The 16,572-nt window shown below is 69.7% G+C and carries 12 protein-coding genes; 9 read left to right on the top strand and 3 right to left on the bottom strand.

What is annotated here, in order from left to right; translation table 11 throughout:
• Positions 1-49: 49 nt before the first annotated feature.
• Positions 50-4,018 (bottom strand): type VII secretion protein EccCa, encoded by a 3,969-nt coding sequence (gene eccCa, locus ACFC96_RS17715; protein WP_376613032.1) that lies wholly within the window; start codon positions 4,016-4,018, stop codon positions 50-52.
• A gap of 314 nt (positions 4,019-4,332) precedes the next feature.
• On the opposite strand from eccCa, the gene eccD reads away from it, so the two are divergent.
• The 6 genes from eccD (at position 4,333) to ACFC96_RS17685 (ending at position 11,550) form a co-directional block, all read left to right on the top strand.
• Positions 4,333-5,847, top strand: coding sequence for a type VII secretion integral membrane protein EccD (gene eccD / locus ACFC96_RS17710; protein ID WP_376258971.1), 1,515 nt, complete (start codon positions 4,333-4,335; stop codon positions 5,845-5,847).
• A gap of 192 nt (positions 5,848-6,039) precedes the next feature.
• Positions 6,040-6,327, top strand: a complete 288-nt coding sequence (gene rpsO / locus ACFC96_RS17705; RefSeq protein ID WP_116509164.1) for a 30S ribosomal protein S15 — start codon at positions 6,040-6,042, stop codon at positions 6,325-6,327.
• Positions 6,328-6,704: 377 nt separating this feature from the next.
• Positions 6,705-8,921, top strand: coding sequence for a polyribonucleotide nucleotidyltransferase (locus tag ACFC96_RS17700; protein ID WP_376258969.1), 2,217 nt, complete (start codon positions 6,705-6,707; stop codon positions 8,919-8,921).
• On the top strand, positions 8,918-10,297 hold the full coding sequence (locus ACFC96_RS17695; RefSeq protein WP_376613030.1) for a M16 family metallopeptidase: 1,380 nt from the start codon (positions 8,918-8,920) through the stop codon (positions 10,295-10,297). The genes ACFC96_RS17700 and ACFC96_RS17695 overlap by 4 nt, the downstream gene beginning before the upstream one ends.
• 36 nt (positions 10,298-10,333) lie before the next feature.
• Positions 10,334-11,089, top strand: a complete 756-nt coding sequence (gene dapB / locus ACFC96_RS17690) for a 4-hydroxy-tetrahydrodipicolinate reductase (protein WP_376258965.1) — start codon at positions 10,334-10,336, stop codon at positions 11,087-11,089.
• Between the two features lie 8 nt (positions 11,090-11,097).
• A complete protein-coding gene (locus tag ACFC96_RS17685) occupies positions 11,098-11,550 on the top strand; it encodes a hypothetical protein (RefSeq protein WP_376258963.1) in 453 nt (150 codons plus the stop codon).
• Positions 11,551-11,622: 72 nt separating this feature from the next.
• On the opposite strand, the gene ACFC96_RS17680 is transcribed toward ACFC96_RS17685, so the two are convergent.
• On the bottom strand, positions 11,623-12,183 hold the full coding sequence (locus ACFC96_RS17680) for a PH domain-containing protein (protein WP_376613028.1): 561 nt from the start codon (positions 12,181-12,183) through the stop codon (positions 11,623-11,625).
• Positions 12,184-12,286: 103 nt separating this feature from the next.
• A complete protein-coding gene (locus ACFC96_RS17675) occupies positions 12,287-12,526 on the bottom strand; it encodes a hypothetical protein (protein WP_376258959.1) in 240 nt (79 codons plus the stop codon).
• Positions 12,527-12,782: 256 nt separating this feature from the next.
• On the opposite strand from ACFC96_RS17675, the gene thyX reads away from it, so the two are divergent.
• The 3 genes from thyX (at position 12,783) to ACFC96_RS17660 (ending at position 16,452) form a co-directional block, all read left to right on the top strand.
• Positions 12,783-13,523, top strand: coding sequence for an FAD-dependent thymidylate synthase (gene thyX, locus ACFC96_RS17670; protein ID WP_376258957.1), 741 nt, complete (start codon positions 12,783-12,785; stop codon positions 13,521-13,523).
• A gap of 208 nt (positions 13,524-13,731) precedes the next feature.
• A complete protein-coding gene (gene dapA, locus ACFC96_RS17665; RefSeq protein WP_376613026.1) occupies positions 13,732-14,631 on the top strand; it encodes a 4-hydroxy-tetrahydrodipicolinate synthase in 900 nt (299 codons plus the stop codon).
• Positions 14,632-14,766: 135 nt separating this feature from the next.
• On the top strand, positions 14,767-16,452 hold the full coding sequence (locus ACFC96_RS17660) for a ribonuclease J (RefSeq protein WP_376258955.1): 1,686 nt from the start codon (positions 14,767-14,769) through the stop codon (positions 16,450-16,452).
• Positions 16,453-16,572: the final 120 nt, after the last annotated feature.

Below are 16,572 nucleotides of genomic sequence, written 5' to 3'. Positions count from 1 at the left end.
GATTCGGCCAGTTCAACCGACCCTGCGAAATCATGACGACCTTTATACGTCACTGATCGGAGGGCATCAGTCCCGTCTGGACCAACGGCTTCCCCCGCTTGCGCGAGACGAAGACGCCTCGGCCCGCCGGCATCGGCCGTGGCCGCACGCCGCCGAGGAGCTCGCCCTCGCCCGGGTCGCCGGCCAGGACCAGGCCCTGGGCGCCGAGTTCCTTCATGCGCTGGATGAACGGCTCGTACGCGGCCCGGCCGCCGCCCGCCGAGGAGCGGGCGATGATGAAGCGGACGCCGACGTCCCGCGCGAACGGGAGCAGTTCCGTCAGGCCCGAGAGCGGGTTGCCGCTCGACGTGGACACCAGGTCGTAGTCGTCGATGATCACGAAGACGTTCGGGCCACGCCACCAGCTGCGGTCGCGCAGCTGCTGCGCCGTCACCTCCGCCGTCGGTGTACGCCGCTGCATCAGGTCGGCGAGCGCGTCCATGTGGTGCCCCATGGAGTTCGACATGGGGATGTACTCCGCCAGGTGAGAGGGCGGGGTCACGTCCAGCAGGGCGCGTCGGTTGTCGACCACGAAGAGCTTGCACGAGTCGCCGTCGTAACGCTCGGTGAGGCGCTTGATGAGCAGGCGCAGCAGGTTCGACTTGCCGGACTCGCTCTCTCCGAAGATGAGGAAGAACGGGTCCTGTTCGAAGTCGAGGAACACCGGCTCCAGATTGTCCTCGTCGAGCGCGAAGGAGACACCGCGGTCGGGGAACAGGTTGCCCGGGGGCAGCCGGTCCGCCGCGAACTCGCGGGGGAGCAGCCGCACTTCGGGGGCGCCGGGCGCCGTCCAGTGCCGGGTCACCTCGGCGGTCAGCGCCGCCGTGGCCTCGGCCAGGTCCGTGTCCGACGAGAGGCCGTCGATCCGCGGGACCGCCGCCATGAAGTGCTGCTTCTGCGGCGACTGGCCGCGGCCGGGCACGCCCGTCGGCACGTTCGCCGCGACCTTGCGGTCGAACTCGGAGTCCATCGTGTCGCCGAGCCGCAGCTCGAGGCGGTTCATGAGGTGGTCCTTCATGTTCGCCCTGACCTCCATGGACCGCGAGGCCGTGAGCACCAGGTGGATGCCGTAGCCCAGGCCTCGGGCCGCGATGTCGAGCACCGCCGGCTCCAGACCCTCGTAGTCCGTACGGAAGTTGCCCCAGCCGTCGATGACGAGGAAGACGTCACCCCACGGCTGGTCGGTGACCGAGATGTCGCCGCGCGCCCTGCGCGCGCGGAAGTCGCCGATGGAGGCGATGCCGGAGGAGCGGAAGTACTCCTCACGGCGCATCATCACGCCGTAGACCTCGGCGACCGTGCGTCGCACCTTCTCGGGGTCGAGGCGCGAGGCCACGCCGCCGACGTGCGGCAGGCCGGCGACGGCCGACAGACCGCCACCACCGAAGTCGAGCCCGTAGAACTGCACTTCGTACGGGGTGTGTGTCAGCGCGAACGAGGCGATGAGCGACCGCAGCAGCGTCGACTTGCCGGACTGCGGGCCGCCCAGGATCTGCATATGGCCGGCCGCGCCCGAGAAGTCGCACCACAGGGGGTCGCGCCGCTGCTCGTAAGGCTTGTCGACGAGGCCCGCCGGGACGATGAGGCGTCCCGCGCCCTCGTAGCCGGGCTGTGTGAGACCGCGGCCCTGCACGGCGGCGAGGCCGGGAAGGAGACTGTCGAGCGACGGCGGGCTGTCCAGGGGCGGCAGCCACACCTGGTGAGCCGCCGGACCCTGGGCCTCGAGGCGGCGCACGATCACGTCGAGCACGGTGTCCGCGAGCGCGTCGTCGGTCGTGGGCGCGGTCTCGGCGCGCTGCTGGGGCACGGCCACGTACTGCACCGGCACCTCGGCCGCCGTGAACAGCACCGGCCGACGGTCCATCGGAAGCGGCCCGCCCGCCACCGCCGTCTGCGCGGAACCGGAGCGGTAGGTCCCGGACACGTACGCCGCCTTGAAGCGGACCATCTCGTCCGTGCCGTACTTCAGGAAGCCGGAACCCGGCACGTTCGGCAGCTCGTACGCGTCGGGCACGCCGAGCGCCGCGCGGGACTCGGCGGCGGAGAACGTCCGCAGACCGATCCGGTACGAGAGGTAGGTCTCCAGGCCGCGCAGCCGGCCCTCTTCGAGGCGCTGCGAGGCGAGAAGCAGATGCACGCCCAGCGAACGGCCGATGCGGCCGATCTGCACGAACATCTCGATGAAGTCGGGCTTGGCCGTCAACAGCTCGCTGAACTCGTCGATCACCAGGACGAGCGACGGGATCGGCTGGAGCGGGGCGCCGGCCGCGCGCGCCTTCTCGTAGTCGTGGATGTTCGCGTAGTTGCCCGCGTCGCGGAGCATCTCCTGGCGGCGGTTGAGCTCACCGCGGATGGAGTCACCCATGCGGTCGACGAGCGTCAGGTCGTCCGCGAGGTTCGTGATGACGGCCGCGACGTGCGGCATCTGGGCCATGCCCGCGAACGTCGCACCGCCCTTGAAGTCGGCGAGTACGAAGTTCAGCGTCTCGGAGGAGTGCGTGACCGCGAGGCCGAGGACGAGGGTGCGCAGGAGCTCCGACTTTCCGGAACCCGTCGCACCGACACACAGGCCGTGCGGGCCCATGCCCTCCTGGGCCGCTTCCTTGAGGTCGAGCATGACGGGCCGGCCGTCCTCGCCGACGCCGATCGGCACGCGCAGCCGCTCCGCCTGCGAGCGCGGGCGCCAGGTGCGCTTGGTGTCCACGGACGCGGCGTCGCCGAGGCTCAGCAGATCCGTGAAGTCCAGGTTCGCCAGCAGCGGTTCGTCGTCGTCGCCGCCCGAGGCCATGCGCAGCGGCGCCAACTGCCGCGCCAGCGCGTCCGCGGCCTCGTAGGAGAGCAGGTCGGGCGTGCCCTCGTAGACCACGCCGTGCGCCGACTCCAGCGTCAGGGAACGGGGCTGCACGACGATCGAGAGGTCGCCGCGACCCGTCGTCAGCTCGCCGGGGACGACCTCGACGACGGACACACCCTGCAGGCCCTCGGGGCTGGCCAGCATCGACACCGGCGGCAGGGAGACGCCGTCGAGCACGACGACGAGGTGCGGTTGCTCGGGGACGGGCGCCCCACCGGGGTGGAAGCGCGGACGGCCCTGGAGGCGCGTGGTCAGCATCGCCTCCAGCTCCATGGGGTCGGTGGTGATCAGACGGCGGCTGCCGGCGCCGTCCGTCTGGCCCGCGGCCTGGCTGTGCGGCAGCCACTTGGCCCACTCCCACTGCGGCGCGGCCTCCCGGCCCGTCGCCACGGCGATCACCAGGTCCTCGGGGGAGTGCAGCGACGCGAGCGAGGCGACGACGGCGCGGGCCGTGCCGCGCACCGTCTGCGGCTCACCGCTGACCGTCACGTGGTAGAAGGCCCGCAGCGAGACCGCCATCGGCAGGTCCTCGAGCGTGCCGTGCACGGCGAGGAAGCGCTGCATGGCGCCCGCCGTCAGCGGCTCCAACTCGTCGACGGGCGCGGTCTGCGGGGGCACCAGCGGCGTGGCGAGTCCCTGCGGGCCGAGACCGACGCGCACCTGCCCGAAGTCCTCGTCGCCCGTGCGCCGCTCCCAGACGCGGCTGCCCTCGGCGACGAGCGCCCACAGCTGCTCGGGGGAGGGGTGCAGGTAGTACTGCGCGTCGCGCTGCTTCCGCGCGGTCTTCGTGGCGTCGCGCCGGGTTTGCGACAGATAACGCAGATAGTCGCGGCGCATGTCAGACATCTGGCCCTGCGAACCGCGCCGGTAGCGGACCAGCATCGCGATGCCCATGCCCAGGGTCGACGCGATCATCACCATGCCCATGATCTTCATGAACGGCTGCGCGCTGGGATTGAAGAAGAACACGACGGATCCGCCCATGCCGAGCATCGGCAGGAGCTGCATCATCGCGCCTTCCTGCTGCCCACGAGGCAGCTCTGGCGGAGGCTGCAGGACCACCTCTTCCGTGGGCACTTCGGACGGCAGCGCCCGAGGCGGGCGCTTCACGACGATGTGACTCACTTAGCACCAATTCCCTTGCCGGACCGAGGTGTTCCGTCCGCCGCCCCGTGTCAGGCGGACGTCGATCGTGATTTGCGATCCTACTGACGGTCACTGACAACGGTGGGCGGTAGGGTGCCGGAGGTGCAGCCGAGCACCGCGGATCCGCCCGGTAAACAGGGCATTTCACGCGGTCGGGAGCGAGTGCGGCCGCGAAAGCCGGTCCTGGAAGCCTCGTTGACAGGCGGCGGGGGTGCGTGCGAGCGACGTACACAACACCTCCACATCCGGCTGCATCACCGGACACACCAATCGAGGGGGAACAGCAGGTGAGCATGACGGCTTCCGCTTCCGCGACGGCCGGCGCGACCGGCGGAGCGGGCACCGGAGCCCCTTCGGGGGCCGGCACGGGCCTCGGCTTCTGCCGCGTCACCATCGTCGCGCCCGACAGCCGGATCGATGTCGCACTGCCCGACGACGTCCCGGTCGCCGACCTCAACCCGGAGATCCTGCGGCTCTCCCAGCAGAGCCCCGCCGAGGGCGCGCCGGTCGGCTACCACCTCGTACGCCGCGACGGCACCGTCCTCGACAGCGCCCGGTCCTTCGCCGCGCAGCGCATCCTCGACGGCGAGCTGCTCACCCTGCGCCCGTTCTCCGAGTCGCTGCCGCCGGCCGTCTTCGACGACGTCTCCGAAGCGGTCGCCTCGGCCGTCACCCGCGACCGCACCCTGTGGAACGGCGACCTGACCCGCGGCGCCGGACTCATCGGCGGCGGCGTCCTGCCCGCCCTCCTGGCCTTCGTCACGTGGACGGCCGAGCCGCACCACGACATGAACAGCCTCCAAGGCGTCCTCGCGGCCGTGGCCGGCCTCCTCCTCGTCGTCCTCGCCTGCGTCCGCGCCAGGGTCTACGACGACCGCGGCTCGGCCGTGGCCCTGGGACTCGGCGCCCTGCCGAACGTGGCGGTGGCGGGCTCCGGTCTGCTGCCCCTCGCCGACCACGAGGGGATCGGACGGCTTCAGTTCCTGCTGGCCTGCACGGCCGTACTGCTCGCCTCCGTGGTCCTCACACTGGTCTCGCCGGGCGGCGACGGTCCCTTCGTGGCCTTCGTCTTCGCGTCGGCCGTCGGGGTGCTCACCACGTTCATCGCCATCCTCACGAACCTGACGGCCGTGGAGACCGCCGGCCTGTGCGCGCCGCTCTCCGTGGGAGCCCTCGCCTTCCTGCCGGGCCTCTCCATGCGCTTCGCCCGTCTCCCCATCGGCTTCGAGCCCCCGAGCATGGCCCGCGGCGAGTACGGCAACGACCCCGCGAACCAGGAGCCCGTCGAGGCCGACCGCATCGCCGCCCAGGCCCGCCGCGGCCACGAGCTGCTCGTCGGCCTGGTCGGCGGCTGCGCCCTGGTGTCCGTCGGCGCCACGGCCGTCCTCGGCTTCTCGCACGACGTGTGGGGCCAGCTCCTCGCCTTCGCCACCGGGGTCGCGATGCTGATGCGCGCCCAGCTCTTCCGGTACACCGCGCAGGTGGCCTCCCTCCTCGCCGCCGGCCTCGCCTCCCTCGTCCTGCTGGGCCTCGGCCTCTCTCTGCACCCGCCGCTGGACTACCTGGACGACTTCTTCAGGAAGGGCGACAGCACTCCCCTCGACATCCGCACGGTCTGGCTCGTGGCGGTGATCGCGGCGGCCACGGCGCTGATCACGTCGATCGGGCTGATCACGCCCCGTCGCGGAGTCAGCCCCTTCTGGGGACGCTTCATGGAGATCGCGGAGACGTTCGTCCTGCTCACGCTGGTCCCGCTGACGCTCGCCGTCTTCGATGTGTACGCGCAGGCCCGCGCGATGACCGGCTGACCTGACGGTCGGGTGCACACGGAGCGGCTGGTACGCTGTGTGACGGCCGTTTGTGTACGCGCCCTCAGGTCTCCGGTTTCCCCGGAACCTGAAGACTGCGCCCAGCGGACCTCGCCTCCCGAGTAACGGAAGCTCCCCTGAGATGTGGACCAGGGGCACTCGGTGGCCACGAAAAGACTACGAGGAGTACGCGTGTCGCTCGACGCCGCTACGAAGAAGCAGATCATCACCGAGTTCGGCCAGAAGGAGGGCGACACCGGCTCCCCCGAGGTCCAGGTCGCCATGCTGTCCCGCCGGATCTCGGACCTGACCGAGCACCTCAAGACGCACAAGCACGACCACCACTCCCGTCGTGGTCTGCTGATCCTGGTCGGCCAGCGTCGCCGCCTTCTGCAGTACCTGGCCAAGAAGGACATCCAGCGCTTCCGTACGCTGGTCGAGCGCCTCGGCATCCGCCGCGGTGCGGCCGGCGCCCGCTAAGACGTCGTGAAGGGAGCGGTTCCCACCAACAGGGGGCCGCTCCCTTTGCTGTACGTGCGAAGTGTCACAGACGCTTTGTAGTCTGGACGCACGACAAAAGCACCACCGCACGCACCACGCACGCATCACCGCATGCATGCACCGCTTCGATGTGCCGCACCCAGTTGCACCGCATCACCGCGACGCATCACCGCACGAGGAGAAGCGCATCCTCGCCGCCGCCGGTCCTCGGTAGTGGCCCCCGGGAGACGGATCCCGTCCACCCCGGGTGCTTCGATCGAAGACCGGCCCGCACACAAGGCGCGCTTCTCCGGCCCCGTCCCTCCGCCACACGGGCGGAACGGGACAAAAGACGAAAAGTAACGGAGAAAACGCTAGTGGAGAACGAGACCCACTACGCCGAGGCCGTCATCGACAACGGCACTTTCGGCACCCGCACCATCCGCTTCGAGACGGGCCGTCTGGCCCGTCAGGCCGCCGGCTCCGCCGTGGCGTACCTGGACGACGACACCATGGTGCTGTCGGCCACGAGCGCTTCCAAGAAGCCCAAGGACCAGCTCGACTTCTTCCCCCTCACGGTGGACGTCGAGGAGCGGATGTACTCGGCCGGCAAGATCCCCGGCTCCTTCTTCCGCCGTGAAGGCCGTCCCTCCGAGGACGCGGTCCTGACCTGCCGCCTCATCGACCGCCCGCTGCGTCCGTCCTTCAAGAAGGGCCTTCGCAACGAGATCCAGGTCGTCGAGACGGTCATGGCGCTCAACCCCGATCACCTGTACGACGTGATCGCCATCAACGCCGCCTCCTGCTCCACGCAGCTGGCCGGCCTGCCCTTCTCCGGCCCGGTCGGCGGCACCCGTGTCGCGCTGATCAAGGGCCAGTGGGTCGCGTTCCCGACGCACACCGAGCTCGAGGACGCCGTCTTCGACATGGTCGTCGCCGGTCGCGTCCTCGAGGACGGCGACGTCGCGATCATGATGGTCGAGGCCGAGGCCACCGAGAAGACCATCGAGCTCGTCAAGGGCGGCGCCCAGGCGCCGACCGAAGAGGTCGTGGCCGCCGGTCTCGAGGCCGCGAAGCCCTTCATCAAGGTGCTCTGCAAGGCCCAGTCGGAGCTGGCCGCCAAGGCCGCCAAGCCGACCGGCGAGTTCCCGATCTTCCTCGACTTCGAGGACGACGTGCTCGAGGCCCTCACGGCCGCCGTCAAGACCGAGCTCGCCCAGGCGCTCACCATCGCCGGCAAGCAGGACCGCGAGGCCGAGCTGGACCGCGTCAAGGGTCTGGCCGCCGAGAAGCTGCTCCCGCAGTTCGAGGGCCGCGAGAAGGAGATCTCGGCGGCGTACCGCGCGCTGACGAAGTCCCTGGTCCGCGAGCGCGTCATCAAGGACAAGGTCCGCATCGACGGCCGTGGCGTCACGGACATCCGTACGCTCGCCGCCGAGGTCGAGGCCATCCCGCGCGTGCACGGCTCGGCGCTCTTCGAGCGTGGCGAGACCCAGATCCTGGGCGTCACCACCCTCAACATGCTCCGCATGGAGCAGCAGCTGGACACCCTTTCCCCGGTGACCCGCAAGCGCTACATGCACAACTACAACTTCCCGCCCTACTCGGTCGGCGAGACGGGCCGCGTCGGCGCCCCGAAGCGCCGCGAGATCGGCCACGGCGCGCTCGCCGAGCGCGCCATCGTGCCGGTCCTGCCGACGCGCGAGGAGTTCCCGTACGCGATCCGTCAGGTCTCCGAGGCCCTCGGTTCCAACGGCTCGACGTCCATGGGCTCGGTCTGCGCCTCCACCATGTCGCTGCTGAACGCCGGTGTGCCGCTGAAGGCTCCCGTCGCCGGTATCGCCATGGGCCTGATCTCCCAGGAGATCAACGGCGAGACGCACTACGTCGCCCTCACCGACATCCTCGGTGCGGAGGACGCCTTCGGTGACATGGACTTCAAGGTCGCCGGTACCAAGGACTTCGTCACCGCTCTCCAGCTCGACACCAAGCTGGACGGCATCCCGGCCTCCGTCCTGGCCGCGGCCCTCAAGCAGGCCCGCGACGCCCGCCTCCACATCCTCGACGTGATGATGGAAGCGATCGACACGCCGGACGAGATGTCCCCGAACGCCCCGCGGATCATCACGGTCAAGATCCCCGTGGACAAGATCGGTGAGGTCATCGGCCCGAAGGGCAAGATGATCAACCAGATCCAGGAGGACACCGGCGCCGACATCACGATCGAGGACGACGGCACCATCTACATCGGTGCCCAGCAGGGCTCGCAGGCCGAGGCCGCGCGCGCCACGATCAACTCGATCGCCAACCCGACCATGCCGGAGGTCGGCGAGCGCTACCTGGGCACCGTCGTGAAGACGACGACCTTCGGTGCGTTCGTGTCCCTGCTCCCGGGCAAGGACGGCCTGCTGCACATCTCGCAGATCCGCAAGCTGGCCGGCGGCAAGCGCGTGGAGAACGTCGAGGACGTTCTCGGCGTGGGCGCCAAGGTCCAGGTCGAGATCGCCGAGATCGACTCCCGCGGCAAGCTCTCCCTCATCCCCGTCATCGAGGGCGAAGAGGGCGACGAGACGAAGGACGACACCGACAAGTGACGTCCCGTAGCTCCAAGGCGACGGCCCGCACCTCCTCGGAGGCGCGGGCCGTCGCCCGTACCCAAACCCTGATCAAGGGCGAGAACGGCATCGGCACGGTCCGCAGGACCACCCTCCCCGGCGGACTGCGGATCGTCACCGAGACGCTGCCCTCCGTGCGCTCCGCGACCTTCGGGATCTGGGCGAACGTCGGCTCCCGCGACGAGACGCCCACGCTGAACGGCGCGACGCACTACCTCGAGCACCTCCTCTTCAAGGGCACCTCCCGCCGGAGCGCCCTCGACATCTCCTCGACGATCGACGCGGTCGGCGGCGAGATGAACGCCTTCACGGCGAAGGAGTACACGTGCTACTACGCGCGCGTGCTCGACACCGACCTCCCCCTCGCGATCGACGTCGTCTGCGACATGCTGACCGGCTCCCTCATCGAGGAGTCCGACGTCGACGCCGAGCGCGGCGTGATCCTCGAAGAGATCGCCATGACGGAGGACGACCCGGGCGACTGCGTGCACGACCTGTTCGCGCACACCATGCTCGGCGACACCCCGCTCGGCCGCCCGGTCCTCGGCACGGTCGACACGATCAACGCGCTGAGCCGCGGCCAGATCGCCCGCTTCTACAAGAAGCACTACGACCCGACGCACCTCGTCGTCGCGGCCGCGGGCAACGTCGACCACAACAAGGTCGTACGCCAGGTGCGTGCCGCCTTCGAGAAGGCCGGCGCCCTCACCCGGACCGACGCCGTCCCCACGGCCCCGCGTGACGGCCGCAAGCCCGTGCGCGCGGCGGGCCGTATGGAGCTCCTCGGCCGCAAGACCGAGCAGGCCCACGTCATCCTCGGCATGCCGGGCCTCGCCCGCACCGACGAGCGCCGCTGGGCCATGGGCGTCCTGAACACCGCCCTGGGCGGAGGCATGTCGTCCCGCCTCTTCCAGGAGGTCAGGGAGAAGCGCGGCCTCGCCTACAGCGTGTACTCGTACACCTCGGGCTTCGCGGACTGCGGCCTCTTCGGGGTCTACGCGGGCTGCCGGCCGAGCCAGGTCCACGACGTGCTCAAGATCTGCCGCGACGAGCTCACCCACGTCGCGGAGCACGGTCTGTCCGACGACGAGATCAGCCGCGCCATCGGCCAGCTCTCCGGCTCCACGGTCCTCGGCCTCGAGGACACCGGCGCGCTCATGAACCGCATCGGCAAGAGCGAGCTCTGCTGGGGCGAGCAGATGTCCGTCAGCGACATGCTGGAGGAGATCGCCTCGGTCACCCCCGACGAGGTGCGCGCGGTGGCCCGCGACATCCTGGGGCAGCGCCCCTCGCTGTCGGTCATCGGTCCGCTCAAGGACAAGCAGGCGGCGCGCCTGCACGAAGCGGTGGCGTAGCCCACCCGTTCGCAACTCGCGTAAGGAACGAAGAAGATGAGCAAGCTGCGCGTGGCGGTCCTCGGCGCCGGGGGCCGCATCGGCTCCGAGGCCGTACGGGCCGTCGAGGCCGCCGAAGACATGGAACTGGTCGCGGCCCTCGGCCGGGGCGACAAGCTGGAGGCCCTCACGGAGTCCGGCGCCCAGGTCGCGGTCGAACTGACCACGCCCGACTCGGTGATGGACAACCTCGACTTCTGCGTACGTCACGGCATCCACGCCGTCGTCGGCACCACCGGCTGGACCGACGACCGCCTCGCCCAGCTCACCACTTGGCTCGCGGACTCCCCGCGGACCGGTGTGCTCATCGCCCCGAACTTCTCCATCGGTGCCGTCCTCACCATGAAGTTCGCCGAGGCTGCGGCGCCGTACTTCGAGTCCGTCGAGGTCATCGAGCTGCACCACCCGAAGAAGGTGGACGCGCCCAGCGGCACGGCCGCCCGTACGGCGCAGCTCATCGCGGCCGCCCGCGAGAAGGCTGGCAGCGCCCCGCAGCCGGACGCCACGGCCACCGCGCTCGACGGCGCCCGCGGCGCGGACGTCGACGGCGTCCCGGTCCACTCCGTGCGCATGCGCGGCCTCCTCGCCCACCAGGAGGTCCTCCTGGGCGGAGAGGGCGAGACCCTGACCATCCGGCACGACTCGCTGCACCACAGCAGCTTCATGCCGGGCATCCTGCTCGGCGCCCGCCGCGTCGTGACCACTCCCGGCCTCACCTTCGGCCTGGAACACTTCCTCGACCTGAACGTCTGACGGACCTCATGCGCGCAAAGCTCACCTACCTCGTCACCGCCCTCGTCCTGGTCTTCTACTTCGTCCTGGTCGGTAGCCGCGGCCTGCTCCTCATCGAGCACGGCACGCTGCTCACCGTCACGTTCGGCGTGGCCGTGCTGATCCTGCCGGTGATCGGCCTCTGGTTCCTCTGGGCCAACACCCAGTTCGTCCGCAAGGCGAACCGTCTCGCCGACCTCCTGGAGGCCGAGGGCGGCCTGCCCGTGGACGAGCTGCGCCGTGACCAGTACGGCCGCATCGACCGCGACTCCGCCGACGAGGTCTTCGCCCGGCGCAAGGCGGAGGCCGAGGACACACCGGGGGACTGGCGCTGCTGGTTCCGCCTCGCCGTGGCCTACCGCGACGCCCGGGACACCCCGCGCGCCCGCAAGGCGATGCAGCGCGCCATCGCCCTCCAGGAAGGCCGGGTGCTCAGCGCCTGAGGACGTGCGCGTCCCGAGGACGCGCGAAGGGCCGCGCCGGTGATCCGGCGCGGCCCTTCGGGCATGTCTGGTTCAGGCCTGGTGCGGCCGGTACTCCTCGGCCCACACCTCGATGGTGTCGGACGCCCGGTCGAAGGCCTCGGTCCGCGCGAGGAAGTCCGCGCCGTGACTGGTGACCAGGGCGCACTTCTCATCGGCCTTGTCCCGCCGTACGAGGAGCAGCGCCTGCCCCTGCACTGTGCGAGGGAGTCCGAGCCAGCGGACCGGCTGCTGGACGGTACGGACCGTCACGACCTCGGCCCACGGGACCGTCCGGGTCTGGAAGAAGGCCACACGGCGCAGGCCGTGCGCGCTCACCCACGTGCCCATCCGCAGCAGGCGCAGGGCCGCCCCGATGATGAGCAGAGCCAGGAGGCCGATCGCCGAGCCGCCGCCGAGACCGCCCGTGAAGGCGATGATCACCGCGGCGAACATGACGTACGAGGCGAGCAGCAGGAGCAGCGCGGCGAATCCCACGCGCCACGGGCCCGGCCGGTAGGGACGCCGCCATTGGTCGCGATCGTCGAAAGGCAGCGCGACATCGTCGGCCACCTCGTCAAAAGCGCGGTCGGCCGTCAGGAAGGGCAGGGGCACGGCTGGTCCTCACTCAATCCACGCTGTATTCGGGCTGTGCCCGGTGAGGCTACCCAGGCGTGCGCCTGCCTTCCACCCCCGGGGGCCGGACGGAGCAGAGGTGTCAGCGGCCGTCGGACGCTTCGGACCGCTGGGTGTGCGCCGGTGCCTGGTCGGGCGACAGGGCGGGCATTCCCAGGAGCAGGGCGCCCACGAGCCCGGCGACGACGGTGAGACCGACGAGCGAGCGCCCGGCGATCTGGCCGGCCGACGCGCGTTCGCGCGGGGGTGGAGTGACGTTACTGCGGAACTTGTCGGCTTCGGCGATGAAGGCGAACGGAACTGGCTCGCGCCGACGGAACATGGGTGCTGCTTCTCCTTGTCAAGATCGAACGTTCAGGTCATCGAGGCGCTGGGAGCGCGGGGAGCGGCGAACGAACCGCCCCGTTACCCATAGAGACGCACGGATGCACCAAAAGGTGCCCTGTTTTGCCGAATTCACTGAAGTTCGGCGATGTTCGGATCGGAATGTCGCGAGGCACGACCGAATGCCCCGTTGTCAGTACCTGCCCGTAGAGTGGGCGCCGCCCGAGTGAAGTGATGGAAGGACCCCTCGAACCGTGACCGACACCCCTGCCGACGACCTCAAGCCGACCTTCCGCGGCGACGTGACGGTCGAGCTGGTCAAGCACACCGCGAGCGACACCGACGTGCTGTTCGCCGCCCGCGTCTCCACCGCGGGAGAGCAGTCCCTCGACGAGCTGACCAAGGACCCGGAGCGTTCCAAGGGCCTGATCAACTTCCTGATGCGGGACCGTCACGGCAGCCCCTTCGAGCACAACTCGATGACGTTCTTCATCAACGCCCCGATCTTCGTGTTCCGCGAGTTCATGCGCCACCGCGCGGGCTGGTCGTACAACGAGGAGTCGGGCCGCTACAGGGAGCTCCAGCCGGTCTTCTACGTCCCGGAGGCGTCCCGCAAGCTGGTGCAGCAGGGCCGCCCCGGCAAGTACCAGTTCGTCGAGGGCACGCAGGGTCAGCAGGAGCTCACCGGGCGCGTGATGGAGGACTCCTACCGCCAGGCGTACGAGGCGTACCAGGAGATGCTCGCCGCGGGCGTGGCCCGCGAGGTGGCCCGTTCGGTCCTGCCGGTGGGCCTCTTCTCCTCGATGTACGCGACGTGCAACGCGCGCTCCCTGATGCACTTCCTCGGCCTGCGCACCCAGCACGAGCTGGCCAAGGTGCCGTCCTTCCCGCAGCGGGAGATCGAGATGGTCGGCGAGAAGATGGAGGCGGAATGGGCCAAGCTCATGCCGCTCACCTACGCCGCGTTCAACGGGAACGGCCGCGTCGCTCCGTAGCCGGAGAAGCATGGATGCGGCACAGATGTACGGTTCAGCCGTGTGAAGTGTCCGTATTGCGGCATTTCGGAAAGTTCATCTAGCCTGATCAAACGGACCCGGCACTGCTTGAACCCCCGAGCAGGCAGTGCCGGGATCCATCTCCGCCACACCTCCTGACATCCCCCGAGGGGGGACCGCGCGCTGAGCAGCGAGTAGCGTATTACCCATGGCTCCGACCTCCACTCCGCAGACCCCCTTCGGGCGGGTCCTCACCGCAATGGTCACGCCGTTCACGGCGGACGGCGCACTCGACCTCGACGGCGCGCAGCGACTCGCCGCCCACCTGGTGGACGCAGGCAACGACGGACTCGTCGTCAACGGCACCACCGGCGAGTCCCCGACCACCAGCGACGCGGAGAAATCGGATCTCGTACGAGCCGTACGGCAGGCGGTCGGTGACCGCGCCCACGTCATCGCCGGCGTCGGTACGAACGACACCCGCCACAGCATCGAGCTCGCCCGCGCCGCCGAAAAGGCCGGATCGCACGGCCTGCTCACGGTGACGCCGTACTACAACAAGCCCCCGCAGGAAGGCCTCCTGCGGCACTTCACTGCGATCGCCGACGCCACCGAGCTGCCGGTGATGCTGTACGACATCCCGGGCCGTAGCGGCGTACCCATCAACACCGAGACGATCGTCCGCCTCGCCGAGCACCCGCGCATCGTCGCCAACAAGGACGCCAAGGGCGACCTCGGCCGCGCCAGCTGGGCCATCGCCCGCTCCGGCCTCGCCTGGTACTCCGGCGACGACATGCTCAACCTGCCGCTGCTCTCCGTGGGCGCGGTCGGCTTCGTCTCCGTCGTCGGCCACGTCGTCACCCCCGAGCTGCGCGCCATGCTCGACGCGTTCGTCAGCGGCGATGTGCAGAAGGCCACCGAGATCCACCAGAAGCTGCTCCCGGTCTTCACCGGCATGTTCCGCACGCAGGGCGTCATCACGACCAAGGCGGCACTCGCCCTCCAGGGCCAGCCCGCCGGACCGCTGCGCCTGCCCCTCGTGGAGCTGACGCCCGACGAGACCGCCCAGCTCAAGATCGATCTCGCCGCGGGCGGGGTACAGCTCTAAACACAGACTTCACAACTGAATACGCACGACCGCGGGACACAGCTCCTGCACCCACACCAGACAACTGCTACTGCACGAACGTCACGCGCGCCACGTGCCTTACAGGTACGTGGCGCGCGTGGTGAGGAGAGTCTTTTGAGTCATCCGCATCCTGAACTCGGCGCCCCGCCGAAGCTCCCGAAGGGTGGTCTGCGCGTCACCCCGCTCGGCGGCCTCGGTGAGATCGGCCGCAACATGACGGTCTTCGAGTACGACGGCCGCCTGCTGATCGTCGACTGCGGCGTGCTCTTCCCCGAGGAGGAGCAGCCCGGCATCGACCTGATCCTGCCGGACTTCACGTCCATCAGGGACCGCCTCGACGACATCGACGGCATCGTGCTCACGCACGGACACGAGGACCACATCGGCGGCGTTCCGTACCTCCTGCGCGAGAAGCCGGACATCCCGTTGATCGGCTCCAAGCTGACGCTCGCCCTCATCGAGGCGAAGCTCCAGGAGCACCGCATCCGCCCGTACACGCTCGAGGTCGCCGAGGGTGACCGCGAACGCCTGGGCCCCTTCGACTGCCAGTTCGTGGCGGTCAACCACTCCATCCCCGACGCGCTCGCGGTAGCCATCCGCACGCCGGCCGGCATGGTGGTCCACACGGGCGACTTCAAGATGGACCAGCTCCCGCTGGACCGCCGCCTCACCGACCTCCCCACGTTCGCCAAGCTCGGCGAGGAAGGCATCGACCTTCTCCTCACCGACTCGACGAACGCCGAGGTCCCGGGCTTCGTCCCGCCCGAGCGCGACATCTCGAACGTGATCCGCGGCGTCTTCGCGGGCGCGCAGAAGCGCATCATCGTCGCCTCCTTCGCCAGCCATGTGCACCGCATCCAGCAGATCCTGGACGCCGCCCACGAGTACGGCCGCCGGGTCGCCTTCGTCGGCCGCTCGATGGTGCGCAACATGGGCATCGCCCGCGATCTCGGCTACCTGAAGGTCCCGCCGGGCCTGGTCGTGGACGTCAAGACGCTCGACGACCTCCCGGACAACGAGATCGTCCTCGTCTGCACCGGCTCGCAGGGCGAGCCGATGGCCGCGCTGTCCCGCATGGCCAACCGCGACCACCAGATCCGGATCGTCTCCGGCGACACGGTGATCCTGGCGTCGTCCCTGATCCCGGGCAACGAGAACGCGGTCTACCGCGTCATCAACGGTCTGACCCGCTGGGGCGCGAACGTCGTCCACAAGGGCAACGCCAAGGTCCACGTCTCGGGCCACGCCTCGGCCGGCGAGCTGCTGTACTTCTACAACATCTGCAAGCCGAAGAACCTGATGCCGGTCCACGGCGAATGGCGCCACCTGCGGGCCAACGCCGAGCTCGGCGCCCTCACCGGCGTCCCGCACGACCGCATCGTGATCGCCGAGGACGGCGTCGTCGTCGACCTCGTCGGGGGCAAGGCCAAGATCGTCGGCAAGGTCCAGGCCGGTTACGTCTACGTGGACGGCCTCTCGGTCGGCGACGTCGGCGAACCCGCGCTCAAGGACCGCAAGATCCTCGGCGACGAGGGCATCATCTCGGTCTTCGTGGTGGTGGACTCCAGCACCGGCAAGATCACCAGCGGCCCGACCATCCAGGCGCGCGGATCCGGTATCGACGATTCGGCGTTCAGTGCCGTCATGCCGCGGATCCAGGAAGTCCTGGACAAGTCGGCCCAGGACGGTGTCGTCGAACCCCACCAGCTGCAGCAGCTCATCCGCCGCACGCTGGGCAAGTGGGTCTCCGACACCTACCGCCGGCGCCCGATGATCCTCCCGGTCGTCGTAGAGGTCTGAAGCACCTGAGGAGCGGGGGGGGGGGGCGGGGGGGGAAAAGGGCCCCCCCCCCCCGCAGGAGTAGGGGCCGGCCCCGGCGGCACCGCCCGCAAACGCACCCCCGCTTGGCACCCGCAGGGC

The organism is Streptomyces sp. NPDC055955, assembly GCF_042270245.1.
GTDB lineage: Bacteria > Actinomycetota > Actinomycetes > Streptomycetales > Streptomycetaceae > Streptomyces.
Note: the sequence above shows the minus strand (reverse complement) of the source record. Positions and strands in the feature narration are given on the sequence as shown.

What these genes read in the sequence shown, in the direction of transcription:
- dapA (WP_376613026.1), top strand. Translation starts at nt 13,732, where the DNA reads ATGGCTCCGACCTCCACTCCGCAGACCCCCTTCGGGCGGGTCCTCACC.
- ACFC96_RS17675 (WP_376258959.1), bottom strand. Translation starts at nt 12,526, where the DNA reads ATGTTCCGTCGGCGCGAGCCAGTTCCGTTCGCCTTCATCGCCGAAGCC.
- dapB (WP_376258965.1), top strand. Translation starts at nt 10,334, where the DNA reads ATGAGCAAGCTGCGCGTGGCGGTCCTCGGCGCCGGGGGCCGCATCGGC.
- eccD (WP_376258971.1), top strand. Translation starts at nt 4,333, where the DNA reads ATGACGGCTTCCGCTTCCGCGACGGCCGGCGCGACCGGCGGAGCGGGC.
- ACFC96_RS17685 (WP_376258963.1), top strand. Translation starts at nt 11,098, where the DNA reads ATGCGCGCAAAGCTCACCTACCTCGTCACCGCCCTCGTCCTGGTCTTC.